Raw genomic sequence first — 23,784 nt, forward strand, 5'->3', positions numbered from 1 at the left:
GCAGAGAGCGCGACAAGGAGGTTCGAGGTTGCCCGCTCTCCGAATTGAACAGACCACGCTAAACCGGCTGAAGGAGGACGTGTCGCTTCTTGCCGACCGATAGCCGGATCACGCCGTTCTGGATGTCGGCGTCGACAAGCCGCATTGCCTCATCGTTTGCGCTGCGGCCATTCACCCGCACACCGCCGCCGACGATCAATCGGCGTGCTTCGCTTTTCGACTTGGCGAGCCCGGCAACGACCATGGCGTCAACGAGCGGAAAGGCACCGCGAAGGCTATGCGGGAGCCTGACCGTCGGAAGACCCGCCGGCACCTCGCCCGCTTCGAAGATGCGCCGGGAAGTTTCGGAAGCTGGTACTGCCGCATCGAGCCCGTGGCACAGCCTCGTGATCTGGTCGGCAAGGATCTTTTTCGCTTCGTTGATCTCGGAATCCCGAAGCACTTCGAGGCGTGCAATTTCGCCTAAGGGTAACTCGGTGAACAGCCTGAGGAAACGCCCCACATCGGTATCCCCGGTGTTTCTCCAAAATTGCCAGAACTCATAGGGCGACAGCCGATCGGCGTTGAGCCAAACCGCCCCTGAAACGCTCTTGCCCATCTTCGCGCCCGACGTCGTCGTTAGCAGCGGGGCAGTCAATCCAAACAGAGTGCGTCCACCGATCCGCCGTCCAAATTCGACGCCGCTGACAATATTGCCCCACTGGTCGGAGCCACCCAGTTGAAGCAGGCAGCCGCAGCTTTCTGCGAGGATATGGAAGTCGTAGGCCTGCATGACCATGTAGTTGAATTCCAGCAATGACAGCGATTGCTCTCGTTCCAACCGTTGGCGCACACTCTCCGATGTGAGCATCCGGTTGACTGAAAAATGCGGCCCGATATCGCGCAGGAAATCGAGGTAGTTGAGCCCGCCCAACCAGTCGGAATTGTTGACCATGACAGCATCGGTCGGGTTGTCCCCGAAAGCGAGGAACCGCTCGAAGACACGCCGGATGCCGATCAGGTTTTTCGTGATCTGCTCTTGATTGAGAAGGGGACGCGACGTGTCGCGGAAGCTCGGATCGCCCAGGCGGCTTGTCGCGCCGCCGAGCAAAGCGATGGGTTTGTTACCGGTCTTCTGGAACCACCGCAGCATCATGATCGGAATGAGATGCCCGACATGCAGGCTGTCGGCGGTAAGATCGAAGCCGTTATAGGCCGTGCCGGCCCCTGAACAAAGCCAGCTGTCTAGTGCTGCCAAGTCGGTGCATTGATGCAGGAAGCCGCGCTCGCTCAAAGTGCGAAGAAAGTCGGATCTAGGTCCGGTGGGCTGGGGGGATAGTATCACGAGGGTCTCCATTTGGGCCGATGAGGCCGGAGACCATCTGTTGACACACGTGCCGCCGACCGTGCGGCGTCTCAAGTGTCAGGAATATGACCTTGCGCCGCTCTATGGGAGCAGCGTGTAATACAAGCTCGAAAGGTTCAGGGCGCAGGTCATGTATTCTTTTTATCATGCGACAGCGCAATCACAAGGGGATGCGAACTGGCGATATTTGAACGGATCGCAACGCCCCTCCCATCTCCGCATCTGTCCCTCACAAAAAATTCGCACCCGCATCAATTTGCTTGCCGTTCTGCAATGCGGCATATGTTTGTTCTCATAGGCAAGTGGCATGAGCGGGGAACCATGACGTCGACGCATATGGATAAGACGGGGGATGGTGCCGGCGGGAAGGGCTTTGTCGGACTGGTCATCGGCGCGGTCGGCGTCGTCTATGGCGATATCGGCACCAGCCCGCTTTATGCCTTTCGCGAGGCGCTGAGGCCGTTTGCCGCCGATGGCGTGCATGAGGCCGAGGTCATCGGTCTGATTTCGCTGATGGTCTGGACGCTGACGATCATCGTGACCTTCAAATATGTGCTCTTCCTTCTCAGGGCAGACAATGACGGCGAAGGCGGCGCGCTTTCGCTCCTCGCCCTCCTGATGAAGAAGATGGGACGAAACGTGCCGGTGCTCTTTTTCGCCGGCCTGATTGGCGCCGCCCTCTTCATCGGCGATGCGATGATCACGCCTGCCTTGTCGGTCATGTCGGCGCTCGAAGGCCTGAAACTGATCACACCCGCCTTTGCCGAATACGTCCCGCTTGCATCGGCGGCAATCATGATCGTTCTGTTTGCCGTCCAGTCGAGGGGAACGGCCGCCGTTTCCAAGCTTTTCGGGCCGATCACGGTGTTGTGGTTTCTAGCCATGGCGGCTGGCGGCCTGATCCATATCGGCGACGACTGGAGGATCCTGGCCGCGCTCAATCCGGCCAATGCATTCCTGTTCCTCACCCATGCCGGCAGCGTCGGCCTCATCGTGCTCGGCGCCGTTTTTCTGACGGTGACGGGTGCTGAGGCACTCTATGCCGATCTCGGGCATTTCGGACGCCGCCCGATCCAAATGGCATGGTTCGTGCTTGTCTTTCCCGCATTGCTGCTGAATTACCTCGGGCAAGGCGCGCTGGTTCTCGCCCATCCCGAAACGGCGAGCAACCCGTTCTTTCTGATGTATCCCGACTGGGCCTTGCCGCCGATGGTTCTCCTGGCGACGATGGCAACGATCATCGCCAGCCAGGCGGTGATCACAGGTGCATTTTCGCTGTCCCGCTCGGCGGTTCACCTCGGCTTCCTGCCGAGGCTCAGGATCAAGTTCACGTCGGAGACCAACACCGGCCAGATCTACGTGCCGGCCGTCAATCTTCTCCTGCTGGTCGGCGTGCTGATGCTGATCTTTTCCTTCGGCGACTCCGAGTCGCTGGCGACCGCCTACGGCATCTCCGTGACGGGAACCATGGTCATCTCGACCATGCTGGTCTTCCAGTTCCTTCGGGTCGTCTGGGGCTACTCCCTCGTGCTCGCCGCCGCCTGGCTGCTGCCGCTCTTCACCATCGAAGTCATGTTCCTGGCGGCCAATCTGCTGAAGATCTACGATGGCGGCTGGGTTCCGGTCGCCCTTGCGCTAGCGATCATGATCCTGATGTGGACATGGACCCGAGGCCAGGCCTATCTGAAGAGACTGCGGGCCAACAACGAGATCCCGCTCGATTCCTTCATCAGGTCGATCGAGCGAAAGTCGGACCATTCGCCGGTCACCGTTCCGGGAACGGCAGTCTTCCTGACCAGCGTCCCGGATCGGACGCCGAACGTTCTGCTCCACAATCTCAAGCACAACCACGTGCTCCACGAACAGAACGTCATCCTGACCGTCTGGACCGAGGACGAACCTTATGTTCCCGACAGCCGCCGCATCAAGATCAGCCAACTCTCGCCGCGTTTCGTCCGCCTCGACATCACCTTCGGCTTCATGGACGACCCTGACGTCACCAGGGCATTGGCTCTTTGCCGGGAGGGCGGCTTCAAGTTCGAGATCATGAGGACCTCCTTCTATCTCGGCCGCCGGAACCTCGTCAGGACGCCGAACACCGGGTTGCCCGCCTGGCAGGAGCGCATATTCATGGCGCTGGAAGGCTTGGCGATTGACCCTTCCGACTATTTCAACCTGCCCTCCAACCGCGTCGTCGAACTCGGCGAACAAATCGCCATTTAGGGTAGGCGACATCAGGATCGCGCAGGTATCAGCCTAGATATCGCAATGCGTTGACGATGAAGCCGAAGGCGCAAAGCGCTGAACCTCACGCCTTGGCCGAGATCGCGCTCAGTTCCTCGAGATCGAGATCCCGTTCCAGCTCGTCTAACGTTTCGTCGTCGATGTCGCCGGCGCGATGGAGGCGAATAAGCTCCCGGCGTCCCGTGGCAACTGCTTCGAGAACGACGTCGAAATGAGCATGGAGCACCGGTACGTAATGCTCCGTTCTCTCGGCATAGTCGACGATCGCTGTGGCCCTGCGCTGATAGCGCTCCAGCAATTGCGGGTGGATGAGCGTTCCCTTTGCGTCATATGCCAGGTTTTTGACGATCCCGAGTTGCACCTGTGCCATGGCGGCTTCGGCCTGGCTCATGGTGAGGCGCGCTCTTTCCGTCTCCGGTGCCAGCCGCGCCCAGGCAATCACCCGCCCCAATGTCGTGCCCTGCACCAGCACGGTTCCGAGAATGACGGCGAAGGATGTGGCAAGGATGAAGTCACGGCCCGGGAACCCCTCGGGCAGGCTGAGCGCCAGGGCGAGCGTGATCACGCCGCGCACACCTGCCCAGCTGAGAACCGTCGCGCCGCCGACGCCGAGCGGCTGAGCTCGCGTCACCCCCAGGGCCGCACAGAACTTGATGATGAGATCGGAGGCGAAAACCCAGGCAAACCGCGCCACCACCAGCGTGAGGAGGATCGCCAGCATCGCTAGTCCCATCGTCGCGATCACGGTGGTTAAGCCGCCGCCGCGTTCGACGACATCCCGCAGCGACAACCCGATCAACGTGAAGACTGAAGCCTCCATCAGGAAGATCATCACGGTCCAGAACGACGTGCCGCGCATGCGCGTTGCGGCCGAAAATACGGTGTGCTGGTGCCAGGACGCGATCAGGCCGGTGGTGACGGTGGCGATGACGCCGGAAACATGCAGCAACTCTCCGAGCAGATAGGAAATCCAGGCAAGCAGCACCGTGGCTGCGATGATCAGATATTCGTCGCCGAGACGCCGGGCGAGCTTGACCCATGCCGTCCCCACAACGACGCCGACGACGGCGCCGCCGAGCGCCAGCACGAAGAAGCTGCCGACCGCCTCCCCCGCGCTGAAGGCTCCGGTTGCGACGGCGGCAACGGCAAAACGGAAAAGAACCAGGCCGCTCGCATCGTTGAGCAGGCTCTCGCCTTCCAATAGAATCTGCAGCCGCCGCGGCAGCCTGACGCGCTCGAGCACGGCGCGCGCCGAGACCGCGTCCGGCGGTGCAACGATCGCGCCAAGGGCCGCGCAGGCGGCCCAGGGAAGCGACGGAAAGATAAGATGGGCCACGACGGCCACCACCGCACAGGTGAACAACACCGCGCCGACGGCCAGCGAGGCGATGCCGATCATATGGCGCCGCAACCGCGCCAGCGCGATGGCCCAAGCGCCGTCCATGAGGAGCGGCGGCAGGAAGATGACGAGCACCAGCTCCGGATCGACTGATATCGCCGGCAACCCCGGCACAAACGCCAGCAAGGCGCCGCCGGTCAGCAGCGCGACGGACGGCGGCAGTCCGAGCCGGTGGGCGGCATAATGCAGCGCGATGATCGCAAGAAACATCGCGATGACGAGCTCGAACAAGTGTGTTGGTTCCATATGCCTCTGCCCCGGCTCGGAAACGAATTTTGGATGCCTACTGCATATTTCAAAGCGGAATCGATTCAAGGACAAAATTATCCAGCAATTCAACGCGTTACAGCAGTCTTTGCGCGATTGAATCGACGAGACGCCTTTGAGCAACCGTCCACTTGCTAACATCGGCAGAATACGCTTTCTCGTCAATACGTTGCGCGAACTGGAATGGCCACTTCGAACCCAGCTAACGGCTCTGCGGGCATCTGATGCCGATGATCTCGTTGGCGCCGATCATTGCCTGGATTTAATTGGAATTTTCCGCGCATCCTCCTTAAATCCTGCGTCTTGAGGCAAAGGAAGACAGATGAGGAGGCGAACCCTTGTACTTGGAGGTGCGGCCATTGTCGCATCATCCGTGGCTGCGGTGGCGATCTGGCCACGGCGGCATGTCGTTGTTGCCGCCAGGACATTCGACTGGAAGGGAACGGATTTCGTGAGCGGCGGCACGAAATCGGTTACCTTGGAAAAGCTGCCCGAGCCGCTCTTCCGCAGCCGTCCGAATTGCGTCGTAACCGTCGCCCAGACCCTTGGCCCCTGCCATGTTAACAATGTCCCGGCTCGTCAGGACATCTCGGACGGAAAGGCCGGGCTGCCTTTGCGGTTGGCCGTTCGGATCGTCCACGCAGCCGATTGCCGGCCGGTCGAAAATGCCGATATCGAAATCTGGCATACCGATCACCGCGGCATCTATTCCGGCCGCGAGGCTGCGCAGATGTGTACACTTGGCGATGCCGAGGCCATCAGCGGGCTTGCCTTCCGCGGGCGCCAACTGACGGATGCCAAGGGGCAGGCAAGCTTTTTGACGGCCTATCCCGGATGGTACAAGGGCCGTACGCCGCATGTTCACTGCCTCATCCTCGTCGAGGGCAAGGAGCTTCTCGTCAGCCAGATCTATTTCGATGATGTGCTGAGCGATATCATCTATGGCGAGCATCCGGACTATATTGGACGCCCTGCCCGCGATACGCGCAACGACGAGGACGGCCTCATCCCGGAGGATGCGGCCGACCACATCTTCGATTTCGAAAAGCTCGATAGCGGCGTGCTGTCCGCTACCATCACCATCGGCCTCTCTACCTGAGCGGGGCAGCGGCGAGGTTCCACACCCTCGATCACGACGACCTCTCCGGCCGTGGAACCCGAGACGAGGAAAGCGTCAAGGTCGGCATATCGGTCGGGGACTATATGCCCGCATACCATTCATAACCGCGATCCTCCCAGAAGCCGCCATTGCCGCCGTAGAGCTGGCCGAGATCGGCGACGGCTTCGATGCCGGTCAGGTATTTTGCCTGCTTGTAGCCGAGTTGGCGCTCGACCCGGAGCCGAAGCGGCGCGCCATGGGCGACTTCGAGATCGCGGCCGTTCATGGTATGGGCAAGGATCGTCTGGGGGTGGAACGCATCGACGAGATCGATGCTTTCATAGTACCAGCCGCTGCCGTCGAGCGTCTTTTCATATTCGTCGGCGCAGTGGAAGACGATGTAGCGGGCTTCGGGTTTGAGGCCCGCCGTCTGAAGCAGCGCACCGAGCGGCACGCCGGTCCATTTGCCGATCGCGCTCCAGCCTTCGACGCAGTCATGCCTCGTGATCTGCGTGCGGGCCGGCAGGGCTTTCAGATCCGCCAGCGTCAGCTGCATCGGCCTGTCGACCAGCCCGCCGACCTCGAGCTTCCAGCTTGAAAATCGCTGGTTCATCCAGTCGATATAGCGGGCATTATCTGGCATGCTCGTGCCGTTGGCCCGGAAGGTCGGCGAGATATCGGCTTCCGTGAATTCGCGGGCGAGCGCGTCGTCACCGAGCAAGAAGCGTTGCGTCTTCATACTGAAGCCTTCGGCGATCTTCAGCACCGATTTCGTCCGATCGCTTTCGACGAGCGCATCGCAGCCGGCGAGCCCCAGCGCCGATGCCGTCATGGTCGCGCCGATCAGGAAGCGACGCCTGGTGATGATGCGGCTCATGACTTTCCTCCCTGCTCGATATCGTAGTAACCGGTGATCATCGAGCGCAGATTGTTGAACACACCCGAAACCAGCACCATCGCCACATGCACGGCGACGAAGGCGACGAGCGAAAAAGCGGTCAGGAAATGCAGCGTGCGGGCCGATTGCCGGCCGCCGAACAGATCGAGCAGCCAAGGCGCAACCGCATTGAAGCCCGGCGACATGGTAAGCCCCGTCCCGATCATCAGCGGCAGCAGAACGAAGATCACGGCGACATAGGCGAGTTTCTGCAGCGTATTATAATGGCGTGCCTCGGCCCCCTTGGGAAAGCGCAGCCGGGCGTGACTGACGATCTCATGGCCGAGATGCGAAGGCTTCAGTTCTACGGCCGCCGGCAGCAGATCGCGGCGGAAATGCCGGCTGATAAAACCATAGGCGAGATAGATGAAGCCGTTGATGACGAACAGCCAGGCAAAGAAGAAATGCCAGCGCCGGCCCGATGCCAGATCCTGGTAGCTCGGCAAGGTCAGCCAGTTCGGAAAACCACGTACCGCAGCCTCGCCGTCGACATTCGAAACCCCGAGTATGCCCGTCGTGTCGAAGCTCAATCCGCCGATGCGCGTCACGCCCTTCAGCGCATCGCCTTCCTGTTCCGCTTCCATGGAAATAAAGGACGGATCGTTGTCGGCGCCGTACTGGCCCCAATAGAGCGCCGGATGGGCGTTGAATATCTGCAGGCCGCTGTACAGCAGCACCGTCATGCACAGCACGTTTACCCAGTGCGACAGGCGCACCAGCAGGCCATGGCGGTAGAAGAGCGTGCCTCCGCTCGCCATGCCGGCATCAGTCGTGGCCATGGTAATTCCTCCGGATCGATATGAAAGGTCTTCGCGAGAAAAGGACGCGGCCGCCGGCCAAATAGTTTCAGCGGCCGCGCCCAAAGCTTACTTCATCGCGTCGCAGGCCTTCGTCATCGTGTCCTTCTTCATCGTGTCCTTCTCCATGCCGGCGTTGTGCATGCAGTCGGCCTTGGTGCTGCCGGTCGCCATGGTGTCCTTCTTCATTGCGTCCTTCGACATTGCATCCTTGGACATCGCATCCTTCGACATCGTGTCGGTCTTCATGCTGTCTTTCTTCATGGCATCGCTGCTCTGGGCGCTGGCAGCACCGGCAAGCGACAGGCCGATGACGAAGCTGCAGGCGGCAAGGCTGGAAAGGATCTTGGTCATGAGGGTCTCCTCGGATCGATTGACATGTCCGCCGGCACCCGCCGACGGCTCACAGTCCTGAATTCGATCCCCTTGCGAAGACGGTTACAGCCTCACGCTTATGTGATAGCGCTAGAGCGCCGCGCGTCTTTTCGAAACGCGCAAAGGACGCTGTACACTTTGAATTGCCGCCGGAAGATTTTTTGAACCCGCCTGTAACCAAAGCGTCATCCACCCGAATGATATTGCAGACGACATGACGAGCGCCCATTCGGAACAAGCACTGAAGATGCTGATGCTTCTTTCCCTAGACGGAGACGAGGCAGCCTATCGGCGTCTGCTCGTGACGTTGCGAACCCTGCTCGTCGGTTATTATGGCGGGCGGATCGGCACTACCGCGAAATCCGACACGGAAGATCTCGTGCAGGAGACGTTGCTGGCGCTGCATTCGCGCCGGGCGACCTATGACAGGGAGCGGCCGTTCACCGCGTGGTTCTTCTCGATTGCCCGCTACAAGCTGATCGACCACCACCGAAAGCATGGCGGCCGGTACAAGGCGGAAATGGAATTGGACGAGGAGATCGAAGACGACTTCAGGGAGGATGCGATTGCAGCGCGCATGGATGTCGAACGGTTGTTGAACGGCCTGCCGCAGCACCAGCAGGAACTGATCCGTCAGATCAAGCTCGAGGGGCAGTCGGTGGCCGATACGGCAAGCCGCACCGGACAGTCGGAATCGGCGGTCAAGGTTGGCGTACACAGAGGTATCAAGGCGCTGGCGGCAAGATTGCGAGGTGGGATGTGAGAGAGACTGAGGACGTGATCGACAGCCTTGTCCGGGATCTGAAGCCGGTGCCGAGACATGCGCTCGAACGCCGCTTCGCGCTCGCCATCCTGCCGGCCTTAGCAGTCTCGCTGCTGCTGATGCTTATCGTCCTCGGCCTTCGCACCGACATGGCGCAGGCGCTGATGCTGCCGGTCTTCTGGATTAAGTCCGCCTACAATGCCCTGCTTGCAATCGCCGCCTTCGCAGCCGTTTACCGCCTGTCCCGGCCGGATGGCTCGGAGGGGCGCTTTTTCGGGATTGCCGCGGCCATCATACTCGCCCTCGCCGTCATGGCGGCCGTCCAGCTCGCTTTGTCGCCGGCCGCAAGCTATCCCGTGCTGGTGCTTGGCTCCTCCGCCCTGCATTGCCCGCTGCTGATCTTTGCCTTTGCCATGCCGATCCTGATCGCAAATACCTGGGTTCTCCGTGGCGGCGCCCCGAGCAACCTCGGCATCGCAGGCTTCATCGCCGGCATTGCCGCCGGCGCATCCGGCGCCTGGGTCTATTCCTGGTTCTGCACGGAAAACGGCCTGCCCTTCGTCACCCTCTGGTATTCGCTTGGCATCCTTTTGACCGGCGCAATCGGCGCGCTGCTCGGCCCCCGCCTCCTGCGCTGGTAGCACCGGCTGTTTGCGGCACTGCGCCACTAATCCTTCATCCGGCATGAAACCAGATGCAGCATTCCTGCGTACTAGTCGGGGGATGAGTATTGCGTACCCCCTTGGATCGGAAAACACACGCAGCAAGGAATGACGGCATGGTCAGGAACGAAGGCGTAGCCCACCTCACCCGGCAGTCCGCGGAACAGGGGCTGGCCAGGCTGATGATGAGGCTGCCTGCGACGCGGGCAACGATCAGAGCAGTTGCGGCGAGCCAGCCCCATTTTTATGAATTGTGCGGCGCCTACGGCGAAGCCTGCACCGTCCTCGATCGCATGCGCCGGGATAGATCGGCCGATCCCGCAGTCATCACCGAATACGAGATCATCTGCGCGGAAATCGAAGTCGACGTCATTAGTATCCTGCTCGGCGATCAATGAGACTTCGCAAGGGCTGGGCGGACTGCCGCAGCGATGATGCAAGCCGTTTGCTGCCGGCGTCCCTATCAGATCAGCAGGTCATCGACATGGATGGAGATGCTCAGTGTATCCGTGTCGAAATGTAGCGAAGTCCCATCGGAGATCTTGTAGTGGAAGGTGTCGCTCACCTCTCCGCTAAGCCCGGCGAGCTTCGCCGCGTCGACCGTATAGCTATAGTCGCCATCGCCGTCGACATGGATGGTGCCGTATTGGCCGGTCAGCGTCACGCCGTCCTTGTTGACGAACTCGCCCTCGAAGCGGCGAAGCAGCAGGGTTCCATTGGCCGAGCTGTCGTTTTCGAGGAGATTGCCGTAATGGGCGGCGTCCAGGTCGGAGGTGATTTTCAGGCTGTCATGGGTTGCGACAAGCGCAGGCGCCGTGTCCGTGTGCGTCACATCGCCGACCGCGAGACTATCGCTGCTCGCAAGCATCGTCGCCTGGGCCTCGTTGAGCGTCGTGTTGTTGCTGACGGGAAAGGTGTTCGCGGCGATGATGGCAGGCGATATGCTGTAGGGCGTGACATCGCTGGCGATGACATTGTCGTGGAAGGAGCCGGATGCCGGTCTGTCGACCTTCAGCGCCGCTGAGGACAGGTCATCGAAAACGTTGCCGTAGATATTGATATCTTCGCGAACGTAACTGGTCGTGCCGGCGGCACTGATCGCCACGCCCCATACGCCGTCATGGATGTAATTGCCCGATATATCGTAGTCCCGCGTATTGCCCTGATCGCCGAGACCGATGGCATAGGACCAGCTGTAGCCGCCATAACCTGAAATATCGTTGTCGTGAATAGCGACGTTGGTGCCGGCTTGCGCGCCGATCCCAAATCCGCCACCGATGATCGCGTTGTCCTCGACCAAGGCATTTACGGGCCGAACGAGCGCGATTACGCCCTTCGGCGTAGCTGCGCCGGTCTGGTCAAGGTAATTGCCGCTGATCACAATATTGCTGCTGTCGTTCATCTGGACGGCATCTGCCGCGGTGCCGTGGGCATTGGTGACGGTGTTGTTGAGAAAATTGACGCCGTTGACTTTTTCGATCCAGACGCCATCGCCGTTGACGTCGTTGATCGTGCTGTTTTCGATGGTGATGTTCGAGCCGGTCCGGAAGGTGATCGATCCTGACTTGCCCGCCAGTCCGGTGTGATCGACCTCGACATTGCGGACCGTCCAGTTCGAAACAGAGCCGCCATAGATGGCCGCACCGCCGGTGTCGGAGATCTTGATGTTCTCGATGACGATGTTCGATGCATAGAGGCTGTGGATGCCGTCGTTGGGGCTATGGATGACCGGCGCATCGCCGACCCCGTAGCTGCCGATGGTGATCGGGGCATTCACTGTGCCGGAATATTTCAGGTCGAGCTGGTCGTTGAACACGCTTCCGGCGGCGAGCAGCACGCTGTCGCCCGGCTGCAGCTTCAGGTTTTCCACCGCCCAGAACGATGCAAACGGCGTGTCCTCGCTCGTTCCACTGTTGCCGTTGGAGCCTATTGCCGGATTCACATAATAGATTGCCATATCGCCTTGTTCTCGAATTGCCGCGCAGCCGTCTGGATCGGCTGCGACGCGTGGATCGGATGCGGTCGGGGCTAAAGGCCATGTTCAAGAAGGTCTTCGATATTGCCTTCACGGCGGTTGGCAGACCCTGTGGGCCTGCCTTGGTCCCGAGAAGCGCCTGGCGGTGGCTGCATCTTCGAGACTACAACTTATACGCAAACAATCTACACAACAACGACCGAAAGGTGAACGAACGGTATCGTACGCCTCGGCGACGAATGGTCGTGGGAGGAGCAGCGTCCTGTTTCAGGTCAGTCGCAAGCCAGAAAGGTTGAGGCCGTGTGGCATGCCCCTTACCCTCACCCGGCGGCAGCCGGATGAGGGGCGCTGCGGAGCCATTTGGTGGCAGGAGCAACGCTTCCCCAGGGAGTCTTCCCCGGAAGCAGCCTCCCCGGCGTAGTGCCGAGGCACGCTCACCTCAGCTCAGCAAGCCATCCAGATGGATGAAGACGGTCAGCGTATCCCCGTCGCTGTGATGCGAGGTTCCATCGTTGATCCCGTAGCTGAACGACTCGCTCACATGTCCGCTATGGTCAGGGAGCTTCGTTTCATCGAGCGTGTAGGCATAGTTGCCTTCCCGGTCCACGTGGATGTCACCGTATTCCCCGGTCAGCGTCAGGCCGTGCTTGCCGACGGTTTCGTCCCCGAATCGGCGCAGCACCAGGGTGTCATTGTCCGAGCTGTCGTTTTCGAGGAGATTGCCGTGATGGGCAGCACCCGTATCGGTGAAGATCTTCAAATTGTCATGGACGGCGACAACCGCCGGATCCACGGCCGCCTCCGTCGCTGCGGCAGTCTTGGCAACTGGGCTCGCCAGCGCCGTCTCGACATTGGCGACCGTATGGTTGTTGCTGACGGAGAAGGTGTGCGCGTCGACGATGGAAGGGGAAATGCTGGTGGCCTTGGTGCCGGTCTCGATCGTATTGTTGGAAAAGGAGCCGGATGCCGGCCTGTCGACCTTTAACGCCGCCTGTGAGAGGTCGTCGAAGACATTGTCGTGGACCTTGATATTCGTGCGGACATAGCTGGGGCTGCCGGCCGCGGAGATGACCACGCCCCAAGCGCCGTCATGGATGTGGTTGCCCGCGATATCGTAGTCTCGCGTATTGCCGGTGTCGCCGAGACCGACGGCGAAGGACCAGCTGTAGCCGTGAAATCCCGATATGTCGTTGTCGCGGATGGCGACGTTCTTGCCCGCCTGGGCGCTGACGCCGAAGCCGCCGCCCATGATCACATTGTCCTCGACCACGGCATTCACCGGCCTGACGAGCGCGATGACGCCCTTCGGGCTATCGGCATGCGTCTGGTCGAGATGATTGCCCTTGATCAGAATGTTGCTGCTGTCGTTCACCTGCACGCCATCGGCCGTCGCGCCATGGGCGTTGGTGACGGTGTTGTTGAGAATCTTGATGCCGTTGACCTTCTCGATCCAGAAGCCGTCGCCTTTGACGCCCGATATCGTGCTGTCTTCGACCGTGACGTTCTTGCTGCTCCGGAAGGTGACGGCACCTGAGTTTTCCGACAATCCCGTCTTGGCGATCTCGACGTCGCGGACCGTCCAGTTCGTGATACTGCCGCCATAAATGCCCGCCCCCCCGGTATTCGATATCTTCAGGTTCTCGATGACGATGTTCGAGGCATAGAGACTGTGGATGCCGTCGCCGCTGCTGTGGATGACGGGTGCCGCACCCGTCCCGTAACTGCCGATCTTGATCGGCGCACTCTCGCTGCCGGAATATTTGATATCGAACTGCTCGTTGAACACGCTCCCCTTGGCAAGAAGCACGCTGTCGCCCGGTTTCAGCTTCAAGGATTCCACTTTGGACAAAGTCGCAAAAGCCGATGTCTGGCCCGTTCCGCTGTTGCGGTCGGAGCCACTCGCTGAGTTCACATAGTAGACTGTCATATCGCCATGTTGCCCTGTTCGTCGGATCGCTATGTCGCCGCCGGGATCGTCCAGGAATCGGCCGATCGGACGCGGCGGGGCAACCGGCCACGGCAAGAAGGCGATAAGATGTTGTCAATGGGGCAGCGGGCGGGTTCGCGAGCCTCATTCCACAGGCAATTGCCTGGTGTGACGAAAGTTACAACTTGGGCCGAGAAATCGGCGACTTCGAGGTGAATAAATCGCGGCGTGTTTGCGCGAGGCGCACGTCGCCTTCGGTCTGTACGCCATGTGATTCTTGCCTTCGCTTACGCTCAAGGCGTGAGGAGCGCCAACGACGAACGCCTTGAGCGTAAGCGAAAGGCGCAATCCAAGGTGAAACCCTAACCCCCTCACCCTCAAAGCCGAGGTCAGCGGCAACCATGTCGCAGCGATGGGGAGACCTCAGGCCCTACAGCGCCGCGCGTCTTTTCAGACGCGCAAAGGACGCTGTAGCACTTTGAATTGCTGCATAATTTTATCCTTAAATCGATCCCGATTTAAGGAATTATGCAGTAGCCGCTTCGGCCTTGATCTTCGGCTTCAGCAGGATGATGAGAAGCAAGCCGGCAATGATGAGTGCCGCGCCTTCGAGGTGATAGCGTTGCAACTGCTCGCCGAGGATCAGATAGGCGAGCACGGCGATGAAGATGGTCTGAATGTAGAGGAGGACACCCGCCCGAGCCGCCCCCAGTGCCTCGATGCTGCGATTGAAGAGGTAGTACATGACCGCCCCGCCGGGGATCGCGACATAGGCGAGCGAGATGAGCCCGCTGCCGTTGAGCGTCGAGCGCTCGTCTGAGAATAGCTCGAAGAGGTAGAAGGGCAGCGCCGTCAGCACCGCCGCGCCGAGCAGCAGCACCAGGAGCGCAAGGCGATTCATGTCGAATTTCGCGCGGCGGAGCAGGACGGTATAGAGGCTGAAACAGAACGCGCCGGCGACGATCCACAGTTCACCCGGGTTGAAGTCGAGCCGCATCAGCGCGGCCGGACTGCCCTTGATGATGATGACCACGATCCCGAGAAAGGCCAGGATCGATCCGATCACCTGCCAGCGTCCCATCGGCTCGGCCAGCATTAAACGGGCAAGGATCATGGTGATGATCGGGATCAGAGCGATGATGATGCCGGCAGTGGTGGCATCGGCATGTTCGAGACCGACAAAAATCATGCCCTGGCAGATCGCCAGTCCCACACCGCCAATGAGAAGCAGTTCGAGGGCGCGAGCCCGCACCAGCGCGACCATGTCGCCAAAATGCCGGCGCACGATCGGCATCAGGATCGCGAAGGCGATCAGCACGCGCCAGAAGCAGAGCGCCCAGGGCGGCATCTCGGTAGAAACCCATTTCGCCGCGATATAGACGCCGGCCGACAGCAGCCAACAGAGAACGCCCACGGAATAGGCGGCGGCAAGCGAATTGCCTGCCGCCTGTTCCGTCCCGACCGTGTCGCGATGGACCGCCAAGACATTCATTGCCATGGCTCAGTTATGCCACAATTTCCGTGGGCTGCACAGATGGGCGGCGGCGCTCCGCCTGTTGTGAGTACAACACCCCCTGGATGCCGTTCACCTTGGTCCGGAGTCCTCGCCACCGCCGTGCAAGGACAAGCGCGGTTGCCGTGTCGCGGCAAGCGCCGGCAGGACACCGCCGAGGATGGCGAGGCCGAGCAGGCCGGCGGTCAGGGCGGCGTCGGCTTCGCGCCAGAAGCAGGCATCTAGGTAAAGCCACCGCTCAGTTGATGCGTTGCTGCGACGACGATTGAGGGATAGCATTGTTCAAAACGTTGAGGCTTGAGCACATCCGGATATGACACTCCTCTCCCTGCAGCCTTCGCCTGACATTCTCCTTTCAAGCGCCGGAAGAGCGTGGAGCGGGCTCGATGCCGCTCTCCTGCGTGTCCCGCGTGGGCTGTCACGCGTTCGGGACGGTGAACTGCACAGTCTGGGGATCCACGTCGGCCCTCCCGTCAGGGCGGATTGCTCCTGTGGCGGCAAACGGATGCGGCGCTTGCAGAGGCATGGCGACATCGATTTCGTTCCAGCGGGAATGGACGGCTCCTGGGAGGACGATGCGGACTGCCAGATTCTGCGGTTGAGCCTTCGCCCATCGCTCCTGGACCAGGTTGCCGAGGATCTTGGAAGAGATGCCGCCATGGTCGATCTGATCCCCCGGCTTCAACTTCGCGACGCCCGCATCGAAGCGATCGGTTGGGCCATAAGGGCGGATCTCGAGGCCGATACGCCATCTGATCCGCTCTACATCGATCATCTCGCGAACGCATTGGCGGTCCGGCTGATTGAAACCGCCGATGGCGGCCGGCAGCACTCGGAACGCTCCGGCGCAGCAAAAATGTCGACGCGCCAGCTGCGAATGCTGACCGATTTTATCGAGACGAACCTTGATCGGAAACTTCATCTTGCCGATCTGGCGACGGTCGCAGGTGTCAGCATGACTCGTCTCAAAACACTGTTTCGAAACAGCACCGGAACGCCAGTGCATCAATATGTGATCCGTCGCCGCATTGAATATGCACGCGCGCTGATCGCCACGACGACGATGCCGGCAAGCGAGGTCGCTCTTGCCGCCGGTTTTGCCCATCAGAGCCATATGGCCTCGACGATGCGCCGTATCCTCGGCCAGACGCCGGGCGAGATCGCTCGCCAGGCAAGCGAAATCCGACCGAAATTGCAAAGAACCGCCTGAATCTGTGCGACGGATTGCGAACGGCTCCCTACTCCTTGCCCGTCTTCAGCAGGGAAAGGAGTTCAGGGAATGTCATCAAGTCTTGCACACACCGAATCCGGGACATCGCAGCCCGTCCAGCTCGTCAAGGAATTCTTCGACGCGACCGTGGCGACGCCGGACGGTTTCTGGAATTCGTTCGACGCATACTTCACCGAGGCGACCGTCTGGGAGAATGTCGGCGTCGCCACCACAGTCGGGCCTGTCGAAGCCCGGAATTTCGCGCGCGCGTTTCCGGTAAAATTCGACCATTTGCGGGTCGAGGATCTCGTCCTTTCCGGCGCCGGCGATCGGGTCTATGCCGAACGGCTCGATCATTTCTGCCGGCCGGACGGCTCGATCATTCTTACGGTCCGGGCGCTCGGGGTCTTGGAGATCGAGGGCAAAAAGATCGCACGTTGGCGCGATTACTTCGACACCGCCGGCTTTGCTGCAGCTTTAGGGGCGCAGCCTGATTAGGCCACGGCGCTCAAATCATGCCGAACGACCGTCGACCCCTTGGTCGTTTCTCACCATAACCAGGACATCAAATATGTTTGCAATTGTCGGAGCCGCCGGAAAGGTGGGCTATTCAACATCATTGGCACTGCGCAAGGCGGGCCTGCCGGTCAGAGCGATTCTGCGCGACGAGGCAAAGGCAGCGCCGCTCAGCGAAATCGGCTGCGAGATTGCGCTCGCCGACCTGCGGGATCCTGCAGCGCTCGCCAGGTCGATTGCCGGTGCGGATGCCGTCCAGGTCATCCTCCCACCCCCGCTACGGGCCGAGGACGCGGTCGGCGAAATGCGGCAATCGATCGAAGGCCTTGCCGAGGCGCTCGGGCAAGCGCGCCCGAAACGAGTGCTGGCAATTTCCGACTACGGCGCTCATATCGCCGAAGACGTCGGAATGCCCACTATGTTCCGGGTGTTCGAGGAGCGGCTTCGCCAACTCGATGCCCACAAGATCTTCCTGCGATCGGCCGAACATATGGAAGGATGGGGCCTCGTCATTCCGGTCGCCATTGCGTCAGCTACCCTGCCGAGCTTTCACGACCCGGTCGACATGAAGTTCCCAACGATTTCGGCGGCAGACCTCGGCTTGATTGCCGCGGGCTTGCTGCTGCAGCCCGCCACCGAGGAAAACCCGCAGGTTGTTCATGCCGAAGGACCGCGCCGGTACAGCGCCAATGATGTGGCGGCGGCGCTGAGCCAGCTGCTTGGCCGAACAGTTGAAGCACAGGCCGTGCCCCGCTCGCAATGGAAGGAGAGCTTTGAGCGCGCCTTGAGTCCGAGCGCCACCGAACTGCTGATCAACCTCTACGACGCTCACAACAAAGGCGGGCTGATCGACATCGAACCACAGACAGGCGAAGTTCGCCATGGCGCGACCGAACTGATCGACGCGCTCCGGCCGCTTCTTCCGCCGCAGTGACGTCGAAACCTGGCTCTTGCAGTCGAGCGGACTGCAAGAGCAATCCGCTGTTCGCAGTGATGATTTCACCCGCCAGGCAGGTTTAAGCAGCAAGCCTCTACCCTCTCGCCCGCAAAGCCGAGGTCAGCGACAGCCGTGTCGCCGCAAGTGCCGGCAACGCGCCGCCGATTATGCCGATGGCAAGTCCCAGCAGTCCGGCGGTGAGCGCGACGTCGGCGCTGACGTCGAGCTGGAAGGCCATCTTGGTATTGTCAGCGCCCATCGTACTGGCCTGCCAGCCGTTGAAGGCGAGCCATGAGGCGAGGATGCCGAGGGCGACGCCTGCGACTGAGAGAAGCACGGCCTCGACCCAGGTGGCAGTGAAGGCCGGCAGGCGGCCGAAGCCGAGCAGGCGCAGCGTGGCGATTTCGACCGTGCGGTCGGAGACCGAACTCATCATCGTGTTCAGCGCGCCAGCGGTGGCGCCGACCGCCATCAACAGCGCCAGCGGCCAGCCGAACAGGCGGATGAGGCTCGCGGTACGCTCAGATTGCGCGGCATAAAGATCGGCCTCGGAGACGGCGGTGAGCGGCGCACCGGGAAATACGGAGAGATGCTCCTGCAACACAGGCAACCCGCCTGCCCCCGCAAGCCGCACGCGCAGGCTCTGCACCTGCCCCTGCCGATCGAAGGCCGATTGCACCGCCTCCAGATCCGCCCAGATCTCGGATTCGAAGGCGCTGCCGCCTGACGTGAAATGCCCGACGACCGTCCAGTCGACCGCGCCGAGTCGCACCTTGTCGCCGACGGCGAAGCCGGAGAATTCATCGGCGATGCGGGCGCCGACGACGATATCGCGGGCGCCTGGTGAAAACAGCCTGCCCGCCGACAGCGTGGCGCGGTCGCGCAAGCCGGGGCCGGCCAGATCCATGCCCCGCAGCGACAGCGTCTGATCGGCGCCGTCGCTTGCCCTAGTGACATCGACGGCAACGACGATCTCGCGCGACAGCGCCAGGCCGCCCGCGGCATTCCGCGCCACGCCGATCCCGCCGGTTGCGGCGGTCAGGCTGCGGATCGCTTCGGCCGGCACATCCGAGCCGGTCTCCTGGTTGGTGCCGCCGCCGAGAATGACGGCGATGCCGGTCGAACCCGCGCCTTGAAGGGCTGCCTCAAAGCCCCTGGCCATGGCGAGAAAACCCGCAAGCACCGCCACCACGAGCGCCACCGAGAGTACCATCGACAGCGAGATCCACAGCCGCCGCGGCAGGCTGCCGAGATTGACTCTGATCATGAGAAAGATCTGCTTGAGCGTTAATGACATTCGACTATCTCGTTCTGAAAGCGTTGACGATGGGCAGGCGCATGGCATTGGCGGCAGGCAGCAATCCAGTCAGGAGGCCGAGACCGGCGATGATGGCGACGGATTTCAGCAGCACGGACGAGGTGAAGGCGAGGCCGAATTCCGGCCCGGCAAACAGCGTCGCGAGCTTGGCGAGAACGAGCCCACCCGCCCCGCCGACGGCGAAGACGAACAGTGTCTCGCCGAGGATCAACGCAATGATCCGCCCCCTGGAAAAGCCGAGCACCTTCATGACGCCGATCTCGAAGCTGCGCTCCCTCACGGCAAAGAGCATGGTGTTGACCACGATCATCAGGATCGTCACGAAGGCGGCGCCGACGACGAGGCTGACGATCAGGCCGATATCGGCGAACTGCCGCAAGAAAGCCTCGAGGAACTGCTTTTCTGATTGAGTGCGCGTCGGTGCCGCCGAATTGGCAAACAGCGCGTCGATTCTTGCCGCCAGCACGGCAGATGAAACGCCCGATCGCGGTCGCACCACGAAGCCATCGACTGTATCCTTGCCGCGGGCGCGCGCCGCATTGACGGCATCATAGCGGGCGATCATGAAATAGGTGTCGGTGCTGGCGTCGGCCCCCTCGAAGATGCCGGAGATCTCAAAACTCCAGTTGCGGCTGCCGTCTTCCCTTGTCAGGTGGCTGGTGACGCCGATGCGCTGGCCGACCGACCAGCCCTGCGCCTCCGCCAGCGCCCGGCCGACCAGCACCCGGTCACGGCCCTCTTCCAGCGCTGATATCAGCTGCGGCGTCAGCCTGAGCTCGTCGCCATTGGCCGCGGCGATCAATCGTGGATCGACCGCGCTCGTCATCACGACATTCTTCTCGACATCGACGAAGCCCCGCATGCGCGTCATGTAGGCGACGGCGGCGACATCGCTATCGGCGGCGATCCTGTTGAGATAGCCAAGCGGCAGCGGCTGCGCCCGCCCCGATCTGTTGAAGACGCCGAGCAGCGTATCGCTCGCCCCGGCCGCCCCTTGCGAGCCGCTGAGAAAGCTCGCCGTCAGCCCATAGATCAGGAAGGCGACGCCGACCGAGAACATCAGAAGCGTGGCCCTGAGCGGCTTGCGCCAAGCATTGCGGCGCATCAGCTGGAAGAAGGTCATTGGGCCAACCTTTCCTGCTCAACGAATTCGCCCTTATTGAGATGCAGCGTGCGCCGGGCAAAGGAAGCCGCCTCGGGATCATGCGTCACCATAATGATGGTCTTCCGCAGTTCTCGATTAAGAAAGCCGAGCATCTCCAGGATATCATTCGCCGATTTCCGATCCAGATCCCCGGTCGGCTCGTCGCAGAGAAGCAGATCAGGATCGCTGACGATGGCGCGGGCGATGCCGACACGCTGCAGCTGCCCGCCGGACATGCTGGATGGAAACTGCCGCTGCCGCCCGGAGAGCCCGACCAGATCCATCACGGTTTCGACGCGCGCCCGCCGCTCCTTGCGCTTGAGCGGTTTCAACAGCAGCGGCAGCTCGATATTCTCGCCCGCATTCAGCATCGGCAGCAGATTGTAGAACTGGAAGACGATGCCCATGCTGTGTGCCCGCCATGCGGCTCTGGCGCCCTCGCCCATCTGCTCGAGATGGCTGCGGCCGATCCTGATCTCCCCTCCGTCGGGGCTGTCGATACCGCCGAGCATATTGAGCAGTGTCGATTTCCCCGAGCCCGACGGCCCCATGACGGCGACGAAATCGCCGCGTGCTATGGAAAGGTCGAGCCCGGAAAAGATCGGGATCGTCTCCGCGCCGATCCTGAATGCCTTCCTGACGCCGCGAAGCGCGATATAAGGTTCTTGAGTGTCGGTCATCGCTCTGCTCCTTGCTTCTGGTCTCTGGTATCCCCGGCCTGCGGCCGAAAGGTCGTAGGTCCGCCCGTGTGTGCGCCGGTGCCCGGGGGATTAGAGGCTGTGGGAACAGAGGTTGCGGCCTCACCCACCACAAGGCGGATGCGCGCGGCCATGGCGGGGCGCATGTCTGGCGGCGGCGAGGAGAGCGACAGGCGAAGCGTCACCGTCCCCTTCTCGCGCGAAATCACCGGAGCGATCTTCGATACTTCCACCGCAAAGGGCAGGTCGGGAAAGCCGTCGAGCGCAGCCTCACCACGCAAGCCTGGCCGCATCAACGCGATATTCGCCTCCGCCACATCGGCATCGATGACCATGTTTGCCATGTCGGCAATCGCAAGCAGGCTTTCATTCTCCCGCACGCTGTCCTCGCGCGACAGCACGGTGTCGCCGACATGCGCGGTAAGCCGCGTAACTGTGCCTGATATCGGCGCCCGGACGGTCAGCGCCTCCACCTGCTCGCGCGCCCTGTCGATATCGAGATCGGCCTTGGCCACGTCCTGCCGTGCCTGCAGGGCGGCATTCTCGGCAGTGTCGAACGCCGTCTTCGCCTCCTCCAGTGTCTGCGCCGACATCGCATCGCGCCCGGCCAGCCGCTCGATCCGCGTGAGCGAAGACCGCGCCTGCGAGAGATCAATACTCTTCGCCGCCAGCGCTAGCTCCGCCGACCGCCTGGCAATCTCGGCGCCCTCAAGCGCAAAGCGCGCACCTGCATCATCGAGCCGCACCAGAACCTGCCCCACCGCCACCCGGTCGCCGGCCTCGACTTCAACAGTGACGATCCGCCCCTCATATTTGGAGAAGACGGTGGCGATGTCGGATGCCACGACGTAGCCGGAGCCGGTGACTTCCCGGGGCGGCCATGCCCTGTCCGCTGGGTCATTGGAGGGCAGAGCCCGGATCGGATCGGCGGCGGGCACGTCTGTTCCATCGACGGATATTGCGGCCTCGTCCTTGCCTATGAAACCCGCAAGCACAGTCTCGATGCGCTCCAGCGTATCGGGCCGATAGAAAAGAACCACCGCCAGCGATGCCGTCGTGGCAAGGGCCAGCATTGCTCCAGGGATCACCCACCGTCGGGCACGAGGCTCCGGCGGCTCTGTCTTGAAAGCCGCGAGCCTGATCGAAAGTGATCTCAGCTTGGCGGCAAGGTCTCGGTCATGTTCTGATGTCGTGTTCATGCCGCCACAATGACCAACAGCGGCAAAACCGCGACCTCGAACACGTTTCTGACAGTCCTCGATCGCGATTGTGTACGTGGCGCGGCTAGGCACACCGGTCAGCCCTCGTGGTGAGGAAGCCCGAAGGGCCGTCTCGAACCACGAGGGCGAGTGGCGCATTGTTAGAGCGACGCGGTGGCCAGCCCATCCTTCGAGGCCCCTGCGGGGGCACCTCAGGATGAGCCTGGAGGCCTCCTCTCACGATCTGAGATACACCAATCACTCAGCGCGGAAAGACACCTGCGATTAGCCCTCATGGTGAGGAGGCCCGGGGGGCCGTCTCGAACCACGAGGGCGGGTGATTGCGGAGGTGGGAGCTGAGAGGACGCACCTCAGGACGAGGCCGGAGAGCCCCCCGCCCCGCCCTTCCTCTCCCGCCAGGCAAGCGGCGTCATGTCGGTCACGCGGCGGAATTCGCGGTTGAAGTTGGACTTGGTCTGGAAGCCGACCTCGAACATCACCTCGGTCACCGATTTCTGGGTAGCGGCAAGCAGCCGGCAGGCCTCGCCGATCCTGTGGTCATTGACATATTGCGAGACGTTCTTGTCCATCGCCCGGTTGATCGCCGTCGAGATCTGGCGGGCGGGAATGCCGGCCTTGCGGGCCAGCCGGTCGAGATTGAGATTGGCGTCGCGATAGAGTTTCCTTGCCTCCATCAGCGCATCGACGGTGGCGATCGTCTCTTTGTCCTCGGTCGTTTCGAACTTCAGCACCGCCTCCATCGTCTCGGCCGGCGCCCGGCTTCGGCTGGCGGCGGCTGCCGCAATGCCGAGGATGACGAGAACCGCGAGATTGCTGACGCTGATCAGCGTCAGCGCATGCTCGCCATGCGCCCATGTGAAATCGAAAAAGACGAAGATATCGACCGAGGCCGACAGGCATAGCGCCGCCGCCGCGAAGATGATGGCCCGATAGGCCGGCACCGCTCCCTCGAAGGGCGCAAGCCGAAGCGCATCCGCGCCCGGCCGCATCAGAAGCAGGATCGCCAGGGCATAACCGACGAAGACAAGCACCAGCGCGATATCAATCACATCCCGCCAGACCACCATCAATAAGAGGATGACGGCCGTGGGCACGGCATGCAGCGCAATCCGCGCCGCCAGCGGCCGCCGGCTCGTCCTTACCAGCCTGGAAACCCCGGCATAGGCAAGCGGCGGCACCATCGCCGCGGTGACCGGCGCGATCACGCCTACCGCCTGCACTCCGTAGCCCCAGCGCAGGCCGGAGAGGACGGATTGCAGCACGGCAAGCAGGATCAATGCCAGAAACGGCAGGTTGGGCTGCGCCTCCTCGTCGCGCCTGAGGACGGTGACGAAGAGGATGAGCAGCAGAAGGGCAACGACGAAGGGAAGCGGAATGAACAGCATGGCCTGATAGGATCGGAGTGGCGAATGGATGGCCATCATTGCCGAGATCCTCA

General features: G+C 61.7%; 21 protein-coding genes. 8 read left to right on the forward strand and 13 right to left on the reverse strand.

Annotation, left to right across the window (positions count from 1 at the left end):
* Positions 1–58: 58 nt before the first annotated feature.
* A complete protein-coding gene (tyrS, locus tag AC25BC_RS12805) occupies positions 59–1,324 on the reverse strand; it encodes a tyrosine--tRNA ligase (protein WP_206642360.1) in 1,266 nt (421 codons plus the stop codon).
* A 342-nt stretch (positions 1,325–1,666) separates the two neighbouring features.
* On the opposite strand from tyrS, the gene AC25BC_RS12810 reads away from it, so the two are divergent.
* The gene (locus tag AC25BC_RS12810) at positions 1,667–3,568 is read left to right on the forward strand and encodes a potassium transporter Kup (RefSeq protein ID WP_113545934.1); all 1,902 of its coding nucleotides are present in this window, start codon (positions 1,667–1,669) and stop codon (positions 3,566–3,568) included.
* An 85-nt stretch (positions 3,569–3,653) separates the two neighbouring features.
* Here AC25BC_RS12810 and AC25BC_RS12815 read toward each other — a convergent pair whose 3' ends face one another.
* Positions 3,654–5,234, reverse strand: coding sequence for a Na+/H+ antiporter (locus AC25BC_RS12815; protein WP_012758019.1), 1,581 nt, complete (start codon positions 5,232–5,234; stop codon positions 3,654–3,656).
* 343 nt (positions 5,235–5,577) lie between these two features.
* Here AC25BC_RS12815 and AC25BC_RS12820 point away from each other — a divergent pair, with 343 nt between their 5' ends.
* Positions 5,578–6,354, forward strand: coding sequence for a dioxygenase family protein (locus AC25BC_RS12820; protein WP_012758020.1), 777 nt, complete (start codon positions 5,578–5,580; stop codon positions 6,352–6,354).
* Positions 6,355–6,454: 100 nt separating this feature from the next.
* Here AC25BC_RS12820 and AC25BC_RS12825 read toward each other — a convergent pair whose 3' ends face one another.
* The 3 genes from AC25BC_RS12825 to AC25BC_RS12835 form a co-directional block, all read right to left on the reverse strand.
* On the reverse strand, positions 6,455–7,231 hold the full coding sequence (locus tag AC25BC_RS12825) for a molybdopterin-binding protein (protein ID WP_012758021.1): 777 nt from the start codon (positions 7,229–7,231) through the stop codon (positions 6,455–6,457).
* On the reverse strand, positions 7,228–8,070 hold the full coding sequence (locus AC25BC_RS12830) for a cytochrome b/b6 domain-containing protein (protein ID WP_012758022.1): 843 nt from the start codon (positions 8,068–8,070) through the stop codon (positions 7,228–7,230). Before AC25BC_RS12830 ends, AC25BC_RS12825 begins: the two co-directional genes overlap by 4 nt.
* 87 nt (positions 8,071–8,157) lie before the next feature.
* On the reverse strand, positions 8,158–8,442 hold the full coding sequence (locus AC25BC_RS12835) for a pentapeptide MXKDX repeat protein (RefSeq protein ID WP_012758023.1): 285 nt from the start codon (positions 8,440–8,442) through the stop codon (positions 8,158–8,160).
* A 235-nt stretch (positions 8,443–8,677) separates the two neighbouring features.
* On the opposite strand from AC25BC_RS12835, the gene AC25BC_RS12840 reads away from it, so the two are divergent.
* From AC25BC_RS12840 to AC25BC_RS12850, 3 genes are all read left to right on the forward strand, one after another.
* Complete coding sequence (locus tag AC25BC_RS12840) at positions 8,678–9,226, forward strand: sigma-70 family RNA polymerase sigma factor (RefSeq protein ID WP_012758024.1); 549 nt, start codon at positions 8,678–8,680, stop codon at positions 9,224–9,226.
* Entirely contained in the window at positions 9,223–9,867 is a 645-nt protein-coding gene (locus AC25BC_RS12845; protein ID WP_012758025.1) for an NrsF family protein, read from the forward strand. Before AC25BC_RS12840 ends, AC25BC_RS12845 begins: the two co-directional genes overlap by 4 nt.
* Positions 9,868–10,004: 137 nt before the next feature.
* Positions 10,005–10,286, forward strand: coding sequence for a hypothetical protein (locus tag AC25BC_RS12850; RefSeq protein ID WP_012758026.1), 282 nt, complete (start codon positions 10,005–10,007; stop codon positions 10,284–10,286).
* Between the two features lie 65 nt (positions 10,287–10,351).
* Here AC25BC_RS12850 and AC25BC_RS12855 read toward each other — a convergent pair whose 3' ends face one another.
* From AC25BC_RS12855 to AC25BC_RS12865, 3 genes are all read right to left on the reverse strand, one after another.
* A complete protein-coding gene (locus AC25BC_RS12855) occupies positions 10,352–11,845 on the reverse strand; it encodes a right-handed parallel beta-helix repeat-containing protein (protein WP_012758027.1) in 1,494 nt (497 codons plus the stop codon).
* A 457-nt stretch (positions 11,846–12,302) separates the two neighbouring features.
* The gene (locus AC25BC_RS12860) at positions 12,303–13,790 is read right to left on the reverse strand and encodes a right-handed parallel beta-helix repeat-containing protein (protein WP_012758028.1); all 1,488 of its coding nucleotides are present in this window, start codon (positions 13,788–13,790) and stop codon (positions 12,303–12,305) included.
* A 526-nt stretch (positions 13,791–14,316) separates the two neighbouring features.
* Positions 14,317–15,288, reverse strand: a complete 972-nt coding sequence (locus AC25BC_RS12865) for a DMT family transporter (protein WP_041935543.1) — start codon at positions 15,286–15,288, stop codon at positions 14,317–14,319.
* Positions 15,289–15,616: 328 nt separating this feature from the next.
* On the opposite strand from AC25BC_RS12865, the gene AC25BC_RS12870 reads away from it, so the two are divergent.
* From AC25BC_RS12870 to AC25BC_RS12880, 3 genes are all read left to right on the forward strand, one after another.
* Positions 15,617–16,513, forward strand: a complete 897-nt coding sequence (locus tag AC25BC_RS12870; RefSeq protein ID WP_012758030.1) for a helix-turn-helix domain-containing protein — start codon at positions 15,617–15,619, stop codon at positions 16,511–16,513.
* A 69-nt stretch (positions 16,514–16,582) separates the two neighbouring features.
* Positions 16,583–17,011, forward strand: coding sequence for a limonene-1,2-epoxide hydrolase family protein (locus AC25BC_RS12875; protein WP_012758031.1), 429 nt, complete (start codon positions 16,583–16,585; stop codon positions 17,009–17,011).
* Between the two features lie 73 nt (positions 17,012–17,084).
* Entirely contained in the window at positions 17,085–17,963 is an 879-nt protein-coding gene (locus AC25BC_RS12880) for an NmrA family NAD(P)-binding protein (RefSeq protein WP_012758032.1), read from the forward strand.
* A gap of 97 nt (positions 17,964–18,060) precedes the next feature.
* Here AC25BC_RS12880 and AC25BC_RS12885 read toward each other — a convergent pair whose 3' ends face one another.
* The 5 genes from AC25BC_RS12885 to AC25BC_RS12905 form a co-directional block, all read right to left on the reverse strand.
* The gene (locus AC25BC_RS12885; RefSeq protein WP_012758033.1) at positions 18,061–19,263 is read right to left on the reverse strand and encodes an ABC transporter permease; all 1,203 of its coding nucleotides are present in this window, start codon (positions 19,261–19,263) and stop codon (positions 18,061–18,063) included.
* 4 nt (positions 19,264–19,267) lie between these two features.
* Positions 19,268–20,407: an ABC transporter permease gene (locus AC25BC_RS12890; protein ID WP_012758034.1), complete on the reverse strand. Its 1,140-nt coding sequence runs from the start codon at positions 20,405–20,407 to the stop codon at positions 19,268–19,270.
* Positions 20,404–21,108, reverse strand: coding sequence for an ABC transporter ATP-binding protein (locus AC25BC_RS12895; RefSeq protein ID WP_012758035.1), 705 nt, complete (start codon positions 21,106–21,108; stop codon positions 20,404–20,406). The genes AC25BC_RS12890 and AC25BC_RS12895 overlap by 4 nt, the downstream gene beginning before the upstream one ends.
* On the reverse strand, positions 21,105–22,418 hold the full coding sequence (locus tag AC25BC_RS12900) for an efflux RND transporter periplasmic adaptor subunit (RefSeq protein ID WP_012758036.1): 1,314 nt from the start codon (positions 22,416–22,418) through the stop codon (positions 21,105–21,107). Before AC25BC_RS12900 ends, AC25BC_RS12895 begins: the two co-directional genes overlap by 4 nt.
* A 278-nt stretch (positions 22,419–22,696) precedes the next feature.
* On the reverse strand, positions 22,697–23,770 hold the full coding sequence (locus AC25BC_RS12905; protein ID WP_012758037.1) for a helix-turn-helix domain-containing protein: 1,074 nt from the start codon (positions 23,768–23,770) through the stop codon (positions 22,697–22,699).
* Positions 23,771–23,784 lie beyond the last annotated feature (14 nt).

Source organism: Rhizobium sp. WSM409 (assembly GCF_057653825.1).